The organism is Pontibaca salina (assembly GCF_016307205.1).
GTDB classification, from domain to species: domain Bacteria; phylum Pseudomonadota; class Alphaproteobacteria; order Rhodobacterales; family Rhodobacteraceae; genus Pontibaca; species Pontibaca salina.
Genome location: NZ_JAEIJD010000007.1, coordinates 107,007 through 123,418 on the forward strand (window position 1 = coordinate 107,007; position 16,412 = coordinate 123,418).

Sequence of the window (16,412 nt, forward strand, 5' to 3'; positions counted from 1 at the left end):
GTCCTCACACCGTGGGTATTCCGTTTTCCGCGCAATTTTCAGCCTCGATTTTTACGTCGATGGTCGCCAGCCCGCGGGGCAGTGATGGCGAGATGGTGTAAACAGCATCTGCGCTCAATACACCACCCCGTTCCTTGATTTTCGTGCGCAAATGTCGGGCGAAACCATAGTCTTGCTTGAGCGCATACTGCGACAGCGCGCATTCGACATAGGTTTCCAAATCGGCAACCGTGCGGGCTCCGCGCATGGCCGCATCGACCTGAACCAGATCGCCATCAAGCGCCGTAGCTTCGGCCCTCAAATACTCGGGCTCGAACGCCGTCGTCGCAGACTGCGGGCTGCAAGCCATCAGCATCAAGGGCGGTATGAGCGCGGTGCGCATCATTCTGCCGCGATTCCCGCCTCGTCGCGAGCACGCGCGCGCGCCGACATTTCGGCCATCAACTCCGAGGCACGGGCGATCGGGTTGGTCAGCCAGAAATCACGGATTGCGGTGCGGAATGTCGCCTGTCCAAGTTCCCCGGCGGCGACTGGCTGCCAGTCGTTTTCAGGAACCTCGTCGATATCGGCCAGATAAGGTACCATCTCGACCAGCGCGTTGCGCAACTGAATCAGCGTATCATAAGGCAGCGTCGCGTCCATTTCGGCCGACAATGCGCGCAGGATCGCCCAATTTTCCTTGGCTTCTCCGGGCGCGAAGCCGGCGCGCAGCGCCAGTTGCGGGCGCCCTTCGGTATTTACGAACAGTCCGCGTTCCTCGGTATAGGCGGCGCCCGGCAGGATCACATCGGCCCGGTGCGCGCCCCGATCACCGTGGCTGCCTTGATAGATCACGAACGGCCCCTCGGCGATATCCACTTCATCAGCGCCAAGGTTGAAGATTACTTCGGCGGCGCCCACGGCTTCCATGCCGCCCTCGCAGGTGGCACCGATGTCCATCGCACCCGCCCGCGAGGCGGCGGTATGCAACACCATGAATAGCGAATTCGAGTTCTCCGCAAGCTTCATGGCATGCCCGAGTACGGCGGCGCCATCGGCCTCTTGCAGGGCGCCCTGCCCAACAATCACGACTGATTTCGTGTCCTTGGCCTCATCCGAAATTGTTTGCGAGGACAGTTTTTCCAAGGCCGCGCGATCTGCACCGAGATATTCGTAATCGTAGGTCAGATCGGCTTTTTCACCGATCAATCCGACTTGCGCACCATGCAGCCAGGCCTTGCGGATACGTGCGTTCAGAACCGGCGCTTCGATGGCGGGGTTCGCGCCGATGATCTGAATCATCTCGGCATCATCCAGATCCTCAATCCGGGCGGTGCCGACATAGCCGGACCGATTACCGGCGGGCAGTTTCGCCCCGTCGGTGCGGCATTCGACGATTCCGCCCTGCCCTTCGATCAATTGCTTGAGCGCAAAGGCGGCCTCGACCGGGGTCAAATCGCCGATGATCCCGGCGATTTTCTCGCTGCCTTTCAATGCCTTGGCCGCCGCTGTCAGCGCCTCGGGCCAGCTGGCTTTGCGCAGCTTACCACCTTCACGGATATAGGGCGTGTCCAGCCGCTGGCGGCGCAGCCCGTCCCACACATACCGCGTCTTGTCCGAAATCCATTCTTCATTGGTGCCGTCGTGGTTGCGTGGCAGGAAGCGCATCACCTCACGCCCCTTTGTATCGACACGGATTGACGACCCAAGTGCATCCATCACGTCGATGCTTTCGGTCTTGGTCAATTCCCACGGACGGGCGGTAAAGGCGTAGGGCTTAGATGTCAGCGCCCCGACCGGGCACAGATCGACGATATTCCCTTGCATATTAGAACTCAGGCTGGCGCGCAGGGCAGAGGCGACCGCATCGTCGCCGGATTCCGTGATTTCGTTGCCATAGGTGACGATGCGCATATCCTCACCGCGGCCTGTCGCGCCCATTTCCGGGCTGCCCCCGATCTCGGTCATGAAACGCACGCAGCGGGTGCAGTGAATGCACCGGGTCATATGGGTCGCGACCAATGGCCCCAGATCGAGCGGCTGGACGGCCCGCTTGGGTTCGCGGTAGCGTGAGAAGTCTACGCCATACGCCATCGCCTGATCCTGCAGATCACACTCGCCGCCCTGATCACAAATCGGACAGTCCAGCGGGTGGTTGATCAACAGGAACTCCATCACCCCTTCGCGCGCTTTCTTGACCATGGGGCTGTTGGTGCGCACCATCGGCGGCTCGCCCTCGGGTCCGGGGCGCAGGTCGCGCACCTGCATTGCGCAGGACGCGGCAGGTTTGGGCGGGCCGCCCACCACCTCGACCAAACACATGCGGCAGTTCCCCGCGATCGAGAGGCGTTCGTGATAGCAGAAACGCGGGATCTCGATGCCCGCTTCGTCACAGGCTTGGATCAGGGTCATGGCCCCGTCCACTTCGATTTCAGTTCCGTCTATATTGATCTTGCGCAGGTCAGACATGGCACTCACTTCGCCTTCAACAGCGCACCGATGGCGCTAGATTTCTTGATTTCCGCGCGTCCGAACGCGCAGTAGGTTTCGGACTCGCCGATCGCCACACCTTGTGACTTCAAATACGCCTCGCCCTTTGCCCGCATCCGCTTCTTCTCGGCATCCGATTCAACTTGGTTCCGGATCTCGGCGTCGGAATAGCCGAGCCGATTGGCGTGCGCACGCAGGTTCAGCAAAATGCTGAGCCCCTTGAGGCGACGCCCCGAAATGCTGTCGCATTTTTTGGAAACCTCATCGGCAATGGCCACGATGAACAAGGTGTCTTCGATCTCGGGTACTTCACGCAAAGGCGGATTGGCCATTGCGACGCTCGCTGGCACGGCCACGCAGAATGTCGCAACTATTGCAACGGCCTTAATTCGCTTGATCTCTTTACCCCCGCGGGTCCACCGATCTCCCCTCATGCGTCACACATTCCTTTCAGGGTCAGCGTGTCATCGGCCAATACCAGTTCGGGGTTGTCAGGACCAATCTCCCAGATGATGTCGGATGTACCATAGTTCTCAATACAGTAGCGCGTGCCCTCATAGCGACCGGCCTCCCGCGCCCCGGTAATCGATTGCGATGCGTCGGCCACCTGCACGATAAAGACAGATCGCGTCACCGTCTTGTTCACAGCCGCTGCCTTGGCTTTGAAATAGACCCCGTCGAACGGATAGGTCTTGGGCGCGCTGCCAGCACATGCGACAAGCGCGCCGAAAATCGTCAGCGCCAACACCGGTCGGAGCGTCTTTTTCATTTTGCTGCCCTCTCCCCTGTTCGGTTCGCCTATTGCGCCGCCAATACGCTCGCGCCCCGTCCCGTGCGCTTATGTTTGATGCGTTCCTCGATTTCGTCCCGGAAATGTCGGATCAATCCCTGAATTGGCCACGCGGCAGCGTCGCCAAGCGCACAAATCGTGTGTCCCTCAACCTGTTTGGTCACATCCAGCAACATGTCGATTTCCTCGACCTCGGCATCGCCGGTCACCAAACGGTCCATCACCCGCATCATCCAGCCGGTGCCCTCGCGGCACGGCGTGCACTGGCCGCAACTTTCGTGTTTGAAGAATTTCGAGAGCCGCCAAACCGCTTTGATGACATCGGTATCATTGTCCATCACGATCATGCAGCCGGTGCCGAGGGATGAGTGATTATCGCGCATCCAATCGAAATCCATGATCGCCCCCTCCAGCGCCTCCTTGGACAGGACCGGACAGGACGCGCCGCCGGGGATGATCGCCTTGAGATTGTCCCAGCCACCGCGCACGCCGCCGCCATGTTTCTCGATCAACTCGCGCACCGGCAGGCTCATCTCGTCCTCGAACACGCAGGGCGTGTTCACATGGCCAGTCAGGGCGAACAGCTTTGTGCCCGAGTTGTTCGGGCGGCCAAAGCTGGCAAACCAGTCGGCCCCGCGCCGTAGGATTGTGGGAACCACCGCGATAGATTCGACGTTGTTCACCGTCGTTGGGCAGCCATAGAGGCCCGCCCCTGCCGGAAAGGGCGGCTTCATGCGCGGCATGCCTTTCTTGCCTTCAAGGCTTTCAAGCAGCGCGGTTTCCTCGCCGCAGATATAAGCACCGGCCCCATGACTGAGATAAAGGTCGAAATTCCAGCCCGATCCGGCGGCGTTGCGTCCGATCAGCCCGGCATCATAAGCCTCGTCAATGGCGGCCTGAAGCGCCTCGCGCTCGCGGATGAACTCGCCACGGATATAGATATAGGCCGCATGGGCACCCATCGCGAAACTGGCGATCAAGCACCCCTCAACCAAGGTGTGCGGATCGTGGCGCATGATCTCACGGTCCTTACAGGTGGCGGGCTCGGATTCATCCGCGTTCACCACCAGATAGGATGGACGCCCGTCGCTTTCCTTGGGCATGAACGACCACTTCAGACCCGTTGGAAAACCTGCACCACCGCGCCCGCGCAGACCGGAATCTTTCATCTCCTGAATGATCCAGTCGCGACCCTTCTGGAGAATGTCGGCTGTGCCATCCCAATGGCCTCGCGCCTGAGCGCCACGCAGTGAACGATCATTCATCCCGTAAAGGTTGGTAAAGATCCGGTCCTCGTCCTTCAGCATCGCGGCTACCCTCGTCTGTCCCGGCGCATCCGCCAGAGTTGATAAATGTTGACCATCGCATAGACCAGCGCCGCCAGCGCGGCCAGATCAAACAACAGCGCGTATCGCCCCGCCAGACCCATCGCTGGCCCCAGCCACAGCGTCGCCACCAGCCAAACGAGCATGGTCACCGCAATGACCAGCGCCACATGGCGTCCCTTTCGGGTGATGGCAATATCTTGATCGGCTGTCATGACGCGCTTGTGCCTATGGTCAATCCTTGTCGTAAAGGCCGTCTTCTCCAGCCCGTTTTGCAAATTCAGTCTCTTCGCCGCTGGCCAGTTTGGCCGCCTGCGCGATCCAGCTGTCGCGGCTGATCCGGCCCCTGAAACCTTCGAGGTTTTGATCGACCCAAGCGATTTCGGCGTCACTCCAAGCGGCGATCTGGTCGTAATGATAGATGCCCATCTGATTCAGCATCGCCTCGATTTTAGGACCGATGCCTTTTATCAGTTTCAGGTTATCAGGTGTTCCGCCACGGGCGCGCTCCAGCGTTACCGGCTTTTCCCCGTCTGGTGCCGGGGTTGCTTTGGACACCGGATGACCCTTGGGCTGCTCCGGTGCCTCCTGTTTGGTTGCCCCGGTATGGTCGGGCGCACGCCCTTCCGAGCGGTCAGGCTGGGCCGCGTTGCCCTGCGTGTTGTCGCCACCCTCTGGCCGGGCGATCCACTTCGCAAGGAGCGGCACTTCGGTGCCATCGATTCGTTTGACGGTATCGCCCAGTTCCACAGCGCGGGCGACCGAGCCGTTATGTTCCATGCGGTTTTCAACATGGCCGGTCAGATTGCTTGGCCCGCCCAGCGATTCGCAGGAAAACCGCCCGTTCTGTGGGCCCGGCACCGGCACGGCTCCGGCGGCCAACTCGTCAATGATTTCGGCCAGCCGATCAGCGGTCAGATCTTCGTAATAATCCTTGCCGATCATCGCCATGGGCGCATTGGCGCAGGCCCCCTGACACTCGACCTCTTCCCACGAAAACTTGCCATCAGCACTTACGGTATGGGGCGTTGGTGCAATTTTATCGCGACAGACCGCGATCAGATCCTCGGCACCGCAGATCATGCAGGTCGTGGTGCCACAAACCTGAATATTTGCAACGCTTCCGACGGGTTGCAGCTGAAACTGAAAGTAGAATGTGGCGACTTCCAAGGCCCGAATATAGGCCATGCCAAGCATATCGGCCACGTATTCTATTGCCGGACGTGTCAGCCATCCCTCCTGCTCGTGAGCACGCCACAAGAGCGGGATGATCGCACTGGCCTGCCGCCCTTCGGGAAATTTGGTAATTTCGGCCTCGGCCCATTTGCGATTGGCCGGGGTAAAGGCAAAGCTATCGGGTTGATCGGGGTGCAAACGACGGAGCATCAGATTGTCTCTCTGTGCGCGCGGCAGGCGTGAGAGCCTCCGGCGGGGATATTTTGGGCAAGAAGAAGCAAGGGCGTTATGTTCATCGGTCGATCTCTCCGAACACGATGTCCAAGGTGCCCAAGATCGCGGAAACATCGGCCAGCATATGGCCCACGCATAGGTGGTCCATGGCTTGCAGGTGCAAGAAACCAGGGGCACGCAGCTTGGCGCGATAGGGCCGATTGGTGCCGTCGGCCACCATATAAACGCCGAACTCACCTTTGGGCGCCTCCACCGCGGCGTAAACTTCGCCCGCTGGCACGTGGAAGCCTTCGGTGTAGAGCTTGAAATGGTGGATCAGCGCTTCCATCGACGTTTTCATGTCGCTGCGTGTTGGCGGTGTCAGCTTGCCCCGCACCAGAACCGGCCCGGGTTCGGCGCGCAGCTTTTCGATCGCCTGACGGATAATCAGCGTCGACTGCCGCATCTCCTCCATCCGCACCAGGTACCGATCATAGCAATCGCCATTTTTGCCGACGGGAATCTGGAAGTCGAATTCATCATAGCATTCATAGGGTTGCGAACGGCGCAAGTCCCAGGCCAGCCCCGACCCACGCACCATCACACCCGAGAACCCCCATTCAAGGATGTCCTCTTCGGTGACGATACCGATATCGGCATTGCGCTGCTTAAAGACGCGGTTCTCGGTCAGCAACAGCTCGATATCATCAAGAACCTCGGGGAAGGCCTCGGCCCAAGCCTCGATATCGTCGAGCAGGTCGGGTGGCAGATCGCGGTGAACGCCGCCGGGGCGGAAATAGGCCGCATGCAGGCGGGCTCCGCAGGCGCGCTCGTAAAAGATCATCAGCTTTTCGCGCTCTTCAAAGCCCCAGAGTGGCGGAGTCAGTGCGCCCACATCCATGGCTTGAGTGGTGACATTCAGCAGATGGTTCAGAACGCGGCCAATTTCGGAATAAAGCACCCGGATCAAGCTGGCGCGCCGCGGTATGGTGGTGCCCGTCAGCTTCTCAATGGCCATACACCAAGCATGTTCTTGATTCATCGGAGCCACATAGTCCAACCGATCAAGATAGGGCATGTTTTGCAGATAGGTGCGGCTTTCCATCAGCTTTTCGGTGCCGCGATGCAACAGACCGATATGCGGATCGACCCGCTTGACGATCTCTCCGTCCAGTTCCAGCACCATACGCAGCACCCCATGCGCCGCCGGGTGCTGAGGGCCAAAGTTGATGTTGAAATTGCGGATCTGCTGCTCACCTGTCAGCGCGTCAACCGAACCGTCATCGAATTTCGAGCCGTCCATCATTTTCTCTCCAGCTCCTGCAGTTTCAGCCCCATCCACCGAAGCGACCCAAGGGGTCCCAAGGGAATTGGGTGTAGTGCAGCCCCAATTTTATTGACCCCGAAAGGCAGCAGCCTGACCATCGGGATGGCCGTGAGCGCCGACAGGATCAGCCACCACAGCGTGCCCATTACTTGGCCTTCTCTTTCGACGCCTGCCCGTCCGCTGTCGTCTTTTCGTCGCCGGGCAGGATGTATTCTGCGCCCTCCCACGGGCTCATGAAATCGAACTGGCGATATTCCTGTACCAGCGAAACCGGCTCGTAGACGACGCGTTTCTGTTCTTCGTCATAGCGGACTTCGGTATAGCCGGTGGTCGGAAAATCCTTGCGCAGCGGAAACCCGCGAAACCCGTAATCGGTCAGCAGGCGGCGCAGATCTGGGTGACCAGTGAACAGGATTCCGAACATGTCGAACACCTCGCGCTCGAACCAGTTGGCCGAAGGGTGCGGACCGGTAATCGACGGCACCATATCGTCTTCGCGAATTGCGACCCGCAGTCGGACGCGGTGATTCTGGTACATCGACAGAAAATGGTACACGAGGTCGAAACGCTTGGGGCGTTCAGGGTGATCGACGGCGGTGATGTCGATCAAGGTCGAAAATTTGCAGGACGAATCGGCCTTAAGAAACTCGACCAAGGGAAGCAGATGCGTCAGCGACACATCCAGCGTCAATTCGTCCATCGCAACCTGACGGCCAAGTATGGCGTCGGGGCGCAATTGTTCAATATGGGCACCAAGTTGGTTCAACGAATCGGTCATCGTGTGATCGTCCCTGTGCGGCGGATCTTGCGCTGTAACTGCAGCAGCCCGTAAAGCAGCGCCTCGGCAGTCGGTGGGCAACCTGGCACATAGACATCCACGGGCACCACACGGTCACAACCGCGTACGACCGAATAGCTGTAATGGTAATACCCCCCACCATTGGCGCAACTGCCCATGCTGATGACATAGCGCGGCTCGGGCATCTGGTCGTAGACCTTGCGCAGCGCCGGGGCCATCTTGTTGGTCAGCGTGCCGGCCACGATCATCACGTCTGACTGTCGCGGGCTGGCGCGGGGCGCGATACCAAAGCGCTCGGCATCGTAGCGCGGCATCGAAACATGCATCATTTCGACTGCACAACAGGCCAGGCCAAAGGTCATCCAGTGCAGTGATCCCGTGCGACCCCAGTTGATCAAGTCCTCGACCGAGGTGAGCAGGAAGCCCTTGTCCTGCAGCTCTCGATTCAGCGCCTGCGTTGTCACCTCGCGGTCAGCGCCGGCAGTGTTGGCTCCGGTCATCACTCCCATTCCAGCCCCCCCTTCTTCCACTCATAGGCGAACCCGACGGTCAGGACCGCCAAGAACATCATCATCGACCAAAACCCAACCATGCTCACGTCCTTGAAGGCGACCGCCCATGGGAACAGAAAAGCGATTTCCAGATCGAAAATGATGAACAGAATTGCCACCAGATAATAGCGCACATCAAATTTCATTCGCGCATCGTCGAAGGCGTTGAAACCACATTCATAGGCGCTGACCTTTTCGGGATCGGGGTTGCGGACGGCCAGCACGACAGCGGCCAGAATCAGCACTGCGCCCAGTCCCACGGCAACGCCGAAAAAAATCAGGATCGGGAGGTATTCCCGCAACATCTCTTCCACGAGCGGCTCCTTCGTAATCTGCGCGTGCGACGGGGTGTCGCGACTGGGCCTGTTGACTTGGCACGCTGTCTATCCCTGTGCGCGATGGGGGTCAACGGGGCGGACCCGACAAAGCGCGACTGAAATGCCGCCCTGGGGTGCGGGACGTCAATTGTGACCCCAAACCTGTTGTTTTATGAACACATAACCACTGCACGGCGCGCCTGCGCCCGACTCAGCAGACCCCTTTTTGGGCTGCTGCATCTGCAAAACTGCGACGGCGCTCGATTGTATCTAAAGCATTCTCGGCTCAGCGCGCCCAATTCGGCTTGCGCTTGTCGAAAAATGCAGCGATCCCCTCTTTCGCTTCATCGGTTTCCCAACCCGCCACCAGCGCCGCAATGCTCTGGTCGATGATCGCATCGGTGATGGGGGGCGCCAGCGCGTGGATCATTGCTTTAGCCGCAGCCACCGCCCCCGGCGCACACTTAAGATAAGAGGTGAGTTCAGCCTCGACAACCTCGACCAGGTCTCCGGCGGGCACAACCCGCGCCAGCAAACCCAGATCGACCGCTTCGCGCGCCTTGATAACGCGGCCAGACATGACCACCCTCCGCGCCCGTGAAGCGCCCATGCGGGCGATCACATAGGGCCCGATGGTGGCCGGGATCAGACCCAGCCGCGTCTCCGTCAGGGCCATTTTCACATGGTCTGCACCGATGGCCATATCGCAGACGCTGATCAAGCCGATGCCCCCGCCGAAAGCATTGCCCTGAATCGCGCCAATCAGCGGTTTCGGCAGATTGTTGAACGCCTGCAACATTTCCGCCAGCGCGCGCGCCTCGGAAAAGCGGACTTCGGGCTGCGCCACCATCTGCGCCCGCATCCAGCCCAAATCGGCCCCCGCGCAAAAACTGTCTCCCGCCCCGGAGAGGAGTACCGCCCGCACCGCTTTATTCGCCCCCAATTCTGCCGCTGCCTGTTTCAGTTCGGCGATCATCTGGCCAGACATGGCGTTGTGCTTGTCAGCCCGACTCAGGGTCAGTCGCGCGATACCACCGGGATCGACCTCCAATTCAAGCGTTTCAAACATCGGCCCCTTCCCGCATGGCCTGTGACAGCCCGGCGGCCTCGCGCAACACGTCCATGTTCAGCCCGGTGTTATAGCCGAGCCGCTCCAGATGCGCCGCGACCGCTTCAGTCGCTACGTTGCCCGGGGCGCCAGGTGCATATGGGCAGCCGCCCAGCCCGCCTATCGCTGCGTCGAACACCCGCAACCCCAAGGCCAGTGAGGCATCAATATTGGCAATCGCCCGCCCGCCGGTGTCATGATAGTGCCCCGCCAGACGCCCCACTGGAACGACATCGCGCACCTTGATCAGCATCTTCGTAATACTGTCCGGCGTAGCCCGGCCAATCGTGTCCCCGAGCGAAATTTCATAGCAGCCCAGCGCGAACAGCCGATCCGCCAAAGCCGCCACCTGCGCTGGTGGCGTCTTGCCGTCAAACGGGCAATCGGTCACGCATGAAATATAGCCGCGGACCGGCAGATCGATATTGCGCGCCGCCTCCAGTATCGGTTGGAACCGCTCCAGCGCTTCCGATATGCTGGCATTCATATTCGCCCGCGAAAATCCCTCGCTGGCCGAAGCGAAGACCGCGATTTCATCCGCCCCCGCCACAAGCGCAGCCTCGTAGCCTTGCATATTCGGCGTCAGCGCCGCATAGCGCACCCCCGGCGCGCGACTGATACCCGCCAGAACCCCTGCCGTTTCCGCCATCTGTGGTACCCATTTCGGGCTCACAAAACTGCCAACTTCTATCCGCGAAAACCCGGCTCGGCTCAGGCAATCAATCAGCGCGACTTTTTCCGACAGGGGAATGCTACGCGTTTCGTCTTGCAGGCCATCGCGTGGCCCGACCTCATAAATCTCAACCGCATTACCCATTGCCGACCCCTTGTCTTTTTCTGGTTTCAAATACCCAATTCCGTCGGTCGCCCCAGTTGCGCAGTCTATTTTACCAGGGGCTCCAGCCGCACCAACGCCGCACCCACCTCAACCTGCGCACCGGCTTGGGTGAGCACCTCGGCCACCACCCCGTCACGCGCCGCCAGTAAAGCGTGCTCCATCTTCATTGCCTCCAGCACCGCCAGTTGATCGCCCTCTGTCACAGCTTGGCCTACCTTTATCAAAACCGCCTTGACCACTCCCGGCATCGGCGCCTCGGCGAGATCGCCACCGCCTAGAGAACCCGCCGCGCGCTCTAACGGATCGATCACAGTAAAAGGCAGCCCATAGTCATCAAACACCGTGATGATCGCCCCGGCAAGCGTTGTCTGCGCCAGGGCCGCGCCGTCAATCCTCCACTCATTGTTAACTCGTTTGGCTGTAATGCGCTGGCCGTTCGTCGACCAGTCCTGTCGATCCGGGCCTTTGGCCCGCAATGTCACTCTGATTTCTTCGCCTTCAAACCCCAAGGTTACATCATGTTCAAGCGCGTCCCACAGGCTGAAGCCACGGTCCCAGCCATCTTGCCCGGCGGCTGTTGCGGCCATCGCCGCAGCGATCACATGTCCGGGTTGTGGGTGCAGCTTGCGCACCAGATCGTCGATGTCCCGCGCGATCAGCCCGGTATCAACATCGCCAGCAGCAACCGCCGGATGACGCGCCAATGCGCCCAAAAAGGCCAGGTTGGTGACCGAACCAGCCACCTGCGTGCGGGCAAGTGCGCGCGTGAGGCGCGACAACGCAACCGCGCGCGTCGGCCCGTGTACAATCACCTTGGCGATCATCGGATCATAAAAGGGGCTGATCGCATCACCCCTGCGCACCCCACTGTCGGCGCGGCAGAACTCAGGAAAGCGCAGATGTGTCAAGGTGCCCGTCGCGGGCAAGAACCCCTTGGCCACGTCCTCGGCATAGAGCCGGGCCTCAAAGGCGTGACCCGTGATCCTCAGATCTTTCTGGCGCAGCGGTAGCGGTTCACCTGCGGCGACGCGCAGCTGCCACTCCACCAGATCGACCCCGGTGATTGCCTCCGTTACCGGGTGCTCGACCTGAAGTCGGGTGTTCATCTCCATGAACCAGAACCGGTCGGGGCGCAGGCCGTCGGAGGCATCAACGATGAATTCAACCGTGCCCGCGCCTGTGTAGCCGATAGCCTCGGCGGCGCGCACTGCCGCCTGTCCCATCGCGTCGCGCATCTCGGCCGTCATACCCGGCGCCGGAGCCTCTTCGATCACTTTCTGGTGGCGGCGTTGCAGCGAGCAGTCGCGCTCAAACAGATGCAGCGCGGCTTTTCCATCGCCAAAGACCTGAACCTCGATATGGCGCGGCCTGGTGATATATTTCTCAAGCAGCACCTTGTCGTTCCCAAAAGCGGTGCGGGCTTCGCTGCGGGCACTTTCCAGAGCCGGGCCAAAACTGGCCGAATCCTCGACCAAGCGCATGCCTTTGCCGCCCCCGCCAGCGACCGCCTTGATCAGCAGCGGAAAGCCGATTTTATCGGCTTCTTGCGCGAGGTGGTCGGGGTCCTGGCTATCGCCGTGATAGCCCGGCACCACCGGCACGCCAGCCTGCACCATCAGCACCTTGGCGGCATCCTTCATCCCCATCTTGCCGATCGCGCTTGCCGAGGGGCCGATGAAGACCAGCCCGGCGGCTTCGACCGCCTGCACGAAATCCGGGTTCTCGGACAGGAACCCATAGCCGGGATGGATTGCCTGCGCGCCGGTATTCAACGCAGCATCGATAACCGCCGCACCGCGCAGGTAGCTGTCGGCCGGGGCCGGACCGCCGATGGGCACCGAAAGATCCGCCATCTGCACATGTTTGGCGCCCGCATCAACATCCGAATAGACCGCGATGCAACGCAGGCCCATCGCCTGTGCGGTCGCAATCACCCGGCAGGCGATTTCGCCGCGATTGGCTATGAGGATCGTGTCGAACATCGGTCGGGTCCTTATGTCGCCCGTTGGAGCGGGGGCTGCCGGCCCCCGGACCCCCGGAAATATTTATGGCAAGAAGAAGCCAATATGCATCACATCCGAAACACGCCGAAGCGCGTGTCGGCGATCGGTGCGTTCAAAGCTGCGCGCAGGCTTAGCGCCAGCACGTCGCGGGATTTGCGCGGGTCGATCACCCCATCATCCCAGAGCCGCGCGCTGGCGTAGAGCGGATGCGACTGTTCTTCGAACATTGCGATGGTGGGGCGCTTGAATTCGGCCTCCTGCTGGGCCGACCATGAGCCGCCTTGGCGTTCAATCGCGTCACGTTTTACGGTGGCCAGCACCCCGGCGGCCTGCTCGCCGCCCATCACCGAGATGCGGCTATTGGGCCATGTCCACAGGAATCGCGGCTGGAAGGCGCGCCCTGCCATGCCGTAATTGCCCGCACCGAAGGAACCGCCGACCAGCAGAGTGACCTTGGGCACCGCCGTGGTGGCCACCGCCGTGACCAATTTGGCACCATGGCGGGCGATGCCTTCGTTTTCGTATTTGCGCCCAACCATGAAGCCCGTGATGTTCTGCAGGAACACCAGCGGAATCTTGCGTTGGCTGCAAAGCTCCACGAAATGCGCGCCTTTCAGGGCGGATTCGGAGAACAGCACACCGTTATTGGCGACGATCCCGATCGGGCAGCCACGCAGATGGGCAAAGCCAGTCACCAGCGTCTCGCCGAAGCGCGGCTTGAATTCGTCAAAGCGGCTGCCATCGACCACACGGGCGATCACTTCGCGGATATCAAAGGGCGTGCGCAAACCGGCGGGCACAACGCCGAGGATTTCTTCGGGATCATAGACCGGCTCCTCGCTGGGCTGCCATTGCACCGTTTCGGGGCGGGCGCGGTTCAGGTTGCCGACGGCGCGGCGCGCCAGCGCCAGCGCGTGGGCGTCGTCTTCGGCCAGATAATCGGCGACACCGGACAGGCGCGTGTGTACATCGCCGCCGCCCAGTTCCTCGGCGCTGACGACCTCGCCTGTCGCAGCCTTGACCAGCGGTGGCCCAGCGAGGAAGATGGTGCCCTGATCGCGCACGATGATGGTAATGTCGGACATCGCCGGCACATAAGCCCCGCCGGCGGTGCAGGATCCCATGACCACCGCAATTTGCGGAATGCCGCGCGCCGACATGTTTGCCTGATTGTAGAAGATGCGCCCGAAGTGATCGCGGTCGGGAAAGACCTCGTCCTGGTTCGGCAGGTTGGCGCCGCCCGAATCCACCAGATAGATGCAGGGTAATTCGTTTTCGGCGGCGATTTCCTGAGCCCGCAGGTGTTTCTTGACCGTCATCGGATAATAGGTACCGCCCTTCACAGTGGCGTCATTGCACACCACCATCACGTCCTGACCGTGAACTTGTCCGATCCCAGCAATCACCCCGGCAGCCGGAGCGTCGCCGCCATACATGCCATGCGCCGCCGTCGCGCCGATTTCCAGAAACGGGCTACCGGCATCCAGCAGGTTGGCCACCCGGCGGCGCGGCAGCATCTTGCCGCGCTCGAGATGGCGGGCGCGGGCGCGCTCCCCGCCGCCTTGCGCCGCAGCCTCTGCGGCGGCGTGGATGGTTTCCAGGGCCTCCAGATGCGCCTGCCGGTTCTGGCGAAATTCCTCCGAGGACGGGACCGCGCGGGATGTCAATATCACGTCACAATCTCCATTTGGGCCGCCGCCATTTTGTGAGATGTGCCATCGTTCTGCTCACGCTAGACCATCGCCCCCATCATTTCGCGTCCGATCAGCATGCGGCGGATTTCCGATGTTCCGGCACCGATCTCCATCAGTTTGGCGTCGCGAAAGAGGCGCGCCACAGGGTTGTCCGACAGATACCCCGCCCCGCCCATGGCCTGCACCGCCTGATGGGCCTGCACCATCGCCTGTTCGCTGGCGTAAAGGCAACAGGCGGCGGCATCTTGCCGGGTCACGTCGCCCCGATCGCAAGTCTTGGCGACCTCGTAGACATAGGCGCGCGCCGAATTCATTGCCGTATACATATCGGCGATCTTGCCCTGCATCAGCTGGAACATCCCGATCGGTTGGCCGAATTGCTTGCGCGCGGCCAAATAAGGCATGATCTCGTCGAGACAGGCGGCCATGATGCCCAGCCCGATACCGGCCAGCACGACGCGTTCGTAATCCAGCCCCGACATCAACACCTGCACCCCCTTGCCCTCTTGGCCCAGCACGTTCTCGAACGGGACTTCCACATTGTCAAAGACCAATTCGGCGGTGTTGCTGCCACGCATGCCCAGCTTGTCGAAATGCGGCCCGGTGGAAAATCCCGGCATCGTCTTTTCAACCAGGAAAGCAGTGATGCCCTTGCTGCCCGCGTCAGCGTCGGACTTGGCATAGACCACGATTGTATCGGCCTCGGGGCCATTTGTGATCCAGTATTTATTGCCGTTCAGCCGGTAATGATCGTTGTGTTTTTCGGCGCGAAGCTTCATCGACACGACGTCCGACCCTGCCCCGGCCTCGGACATCGCCAATGCTCCGACATGTTCCCCCGAAACCAGTTTTGGCAAATATTTGCGTTTCTGAGCGTCGCTGCCATTCAACTTGATCTGATTCACGCAAAGGTTGGAATGCGCGCCATAAGACAGGGCGATGCTGGCCGAGGCCCGGGCTATTTCTTCGACTGCAACCACATGGGCGAGATAGGACAAATTCGCACCGCCGTAGTCTTCGGATACGGTGAGGCCCAACACGCCCAATTCGCCCATTTCGCGCCAGAGTTCGTGGGAAAATTTGTTCTTGCGGTCGATTTCAGCGGCCATCGGCTTGACCCGGTTTTGCGCCCAGCGGTGGACAGTATCACGCAGAGCATTCACGTCATCGCCCAGATCGAAGCTCATGGTTGCGTTGAACATCCGCGCCCTCCCTGATTTCAACCTATTGAACACATGTACAATACTTTAGCATCTACCCCCTGCCCGGTCCATTGCAGGCTGGCGCGGGCGTGCCGCTACGTTAGATTGGACCCATTGCGTTCAAAAAGGAATACGCCATGCGATTTTTCATATGCTTTGCCACGGGGATCCTCTTGGCGACCCTCGCCCGGCCAGTGACGGCCGAGACGGTAGGGGAGATCGGGGTCGATTGGGCCGGCAATGATATAGTCATTGAAGCCATCGCCGACCCCAAGGTGGAGGGCGTGACCTGTCATATCGCCTATTTCAATCGGGGCATGATCGACCGGTTGACCAAGGGCAACTGGTTTGAGGACCCCTCGAACAGTGCCATTCAATGCCGACAGACCGGACCGATTGTGCTGGGCGAGATCGACAAGGGCAAGAGTGGCGAAAGCGTCTTTCGCACCTCACGCTCGATCATTCTGAAATCGCTGCGGATCACCCGGATTTATGACGAGGAAAACCAAGTGCTGGTCTATGTTTCGCATGGCAATAAACTGATCGAGGGGTCGGCCAAAGTGTCGATTTCGACCGTGCCCTTATATGATGCGGAGTAGG

At 60.5% G+C, this 16,412-nt stretch carries 17 protein-coding genes; 1 reads left to right on the forward strand and 16 read right to left on the reverse strand.

Annotation, left to right across the window (positions count from 1 at the left end; translation table 11 throughout):
• Positions 1-4: 4 nt before the first annotated feature.
• The 16 genes from JAO82_RS10065 to JAO82_RS10140 all read right to left on the reverse strand — a co-directional run bounded on the left by JAO82_RS10065 (position 5) and on the right by JAO82_RS10140 (position 15,812).
• Positions 5-385, reverse strand: coding sequence for a hypothetical protein (locus JAO82_RS10065; RefSeq protein WP_198686250.1), 381 nt, complete (start codon positions 383-385; stop codon positions 5-7).
• Positions 382-2,448, reverse strand: a complete 2,067-nt coding sequence (gene nuoG / locus JAO82_RS10070; RefSeq protein WP_198686251.1) for an NADH-quinone oxidoreductase subunit NuoG — start codon at positions 2,446-2,448, stop codon at positions 382-384. The genes JAO82_RS10065 and nuoG overlap by 4 nt, the downstream gene beginning before the upstream one ends.
• A 5-nt stretch (positions 2,449-2,453) precedes the next feature.
• Complete coding sequence (locus JAO82_RS10075; protein WP_232897334.1) at positions 2,454-2,801, reverse strand: DUF5333 domain-containing protein; 348 nt, start codon at positions 2,799-2,801, stop codon at positions 2,454-2,456.
• 98 nt (positions 2,802-2,899) lie between these two features.
• The gene (locus JAO82_RS10080) at positions 2,900-3,238 is read right to left on the reverse strand and encodes a hypothetical protein (RefSeq protein ID WP_232897335.1); all 339 of its coding nucleotides are present in this window, start codon (positions 3,236-3,238) and stop codon (positions 2,900-2,902) included.
• A gap of 29 nt (positions 3,239-3,267) precedes the next feature.
• On the reverse strand, positions 3,268-4,566 hold the full coding sequence (gene nuoF / locus JAO82_RS10085; RefSeq protein WP_198686253.1) for an NADH-quinone oxidoreductase subunit NuoF: 1,299 nt from the start codon (positions 4,564-4,566) through the stop codon (positions 3,268-3,270).
• 5 nt (positions 4,567-4,571) lie between these two features.
• Entirely contained in the window at positions 4,572-4,799 is a 228-nt protein-coding gene (locus JAO82_RS10090) for a DUF5337 domain-containing protein (protein WP_198686254.1), read from the reverse strand.
• A 19-nt stretch (positions 4,800-4,818) separates the two neighbouring features.
• Entirely contained in the window at positions 4,819-5,970 is a 1,152-nt protein-coding gene (gene nuoE / locus JAO82_RS10095; protein ID WP_198686255.1) for an NADH-quinone oxidoreductase subunit NuoE, read from the reverse strand.
• An 82-nt stretch (positions 5,971-6,052) separates the two neighbouring features.
• Positions 6,053-7,276, reverse strand: a complete 1,224-nt coding sequence (locus JAO82_RS10100) for an NADH-quinone oxidoreductase subunit D (protein ID WP_198686297.1) — start codon at positions 7,274-7,276, stop codon at positions 6,053-6,055.
• A gap of 169 nt (positions 7,277-7,445) precedes the next feature.
• Positions 7,446-8,078, reverse strand: a complete 633-nt coding sequence (locus JAO82_RS10105) for an NADH-quinone oxidoreductase subunit C (protein ID WP_198686256.1) — start codon at positions 8,076-8,078, stop codon at positions 7,446-7,448.
• On the reverse strand, positions 8,075-8,599 hold the full coding sequence (locus JAO82_RS10110) for a NuoB/complex I 20 kDa subunit family protein (protein ID WP_198686298.1): 525 nt from the start codon (positions 8,597-8,599) through the stop codon (positions 8,075-8,077). The genes JAO82_RS10105 and JAO82_RS10110 overlap by 4 nt, the downstream gene beginning before the upstream one ends.
• The gene (locus JAO82_RS10115) at positions 8,599-8,964 is read right to left on the reverse strand and encodes an NADH-quinone oxidoreductase subunit A (protein ID WP_198686257.1); all 366 of its coding nucleotides are present in this window, start codon (positions 8,962-8,964) and stop codon (positions 8,599-8,601) included. Before JAO82_RS10115 ends, JAO82_RS10110 begins: the two co-directional genes overlap by 1 nt.
• A gap of 289 nt (positions 8,965-9,253) precedes the next feature.
• A complete protein-coding gene (locus tag JAO82_RS10120; protein WP_198686258.1) occupies positions 9,254-10,036 on the reverse strand; it encodes a crotonase/enoyl-CoA hydratase family protein in 783 nt (260 codons plus the stop codon).
• Positions 10,029-10,892, reverse strand: coding sequence for a hydroxymethylglutaryl-CoA lyase (locus tag JAO82_RS10125; RefSeq protein ID WP_198686259.1), 864 nt, complete (start codon positions 10,890-10,892; stop codon positions 10,029-10,031). The genes JAO82_RS10120 and JAO82_RS10125 overlap by 8 nt, the downstream gene beginning before the upstream one ends.
• 65 nt (positions 10,893-10,957) lie before the next feature.
• Positions 10,958-12,895 (reverse strand): acetyl/propionyl/methylcrotonyl-CoA carboxylase subunit alpha, encoded by a 1,938-nt coding sequence (locus JAO82_RS10130; protein ID WP_198686260.1) that lies wholly within the window; start codon positions 12,893-12,895, stop codon positions 10,958-10,960.
• A gap of 89 nt (positions 12,896-12,984) precedes the next feature.
• On the reverse strand, positions 12,985-14,589 hold the full coding sequence (locus tag JAO82_RS10135; RefSeq protein ID WP_198686261.1) for a carboxyl transferase domain-containing protein: 1,605 nt from the start codon (positions 14,587-14,589) through the stop codon (positions 12,985-12,987).
• Between the two features lie 59 nt (positions 14,590-14,648).
• Positions 14,649-15,812, reverse strand: a complete 1,164-nt coding sequence (locus JAO82_RS10140) for an isovaleryl-CoA dehydrogenase (RefSeq protein WP_198686262.1) — start codon at positions 15,810-15,812, stop codon at positions 14,649-14,651.
• A 137-nt stretch (positions 15,813-15,949) separates the two neighbouring features.
• Between JAO82_RS10140 and JAO82_RS10145 the strand changes: the two genes are divergently transcribed.
• Positions 15,950-16,411 (forward strand): CreA family protein, encoded by a 462-nt coding sequence (locus JAO82_RS10145; RefSeq protein WP_198686263.1) that lies wholly within the window; start codon positions 15,950-15,952, stop codon positions 16,409-16,411.
• The last annotated feature ends 1 nt before the right edge of the window (position 16,412 follow it).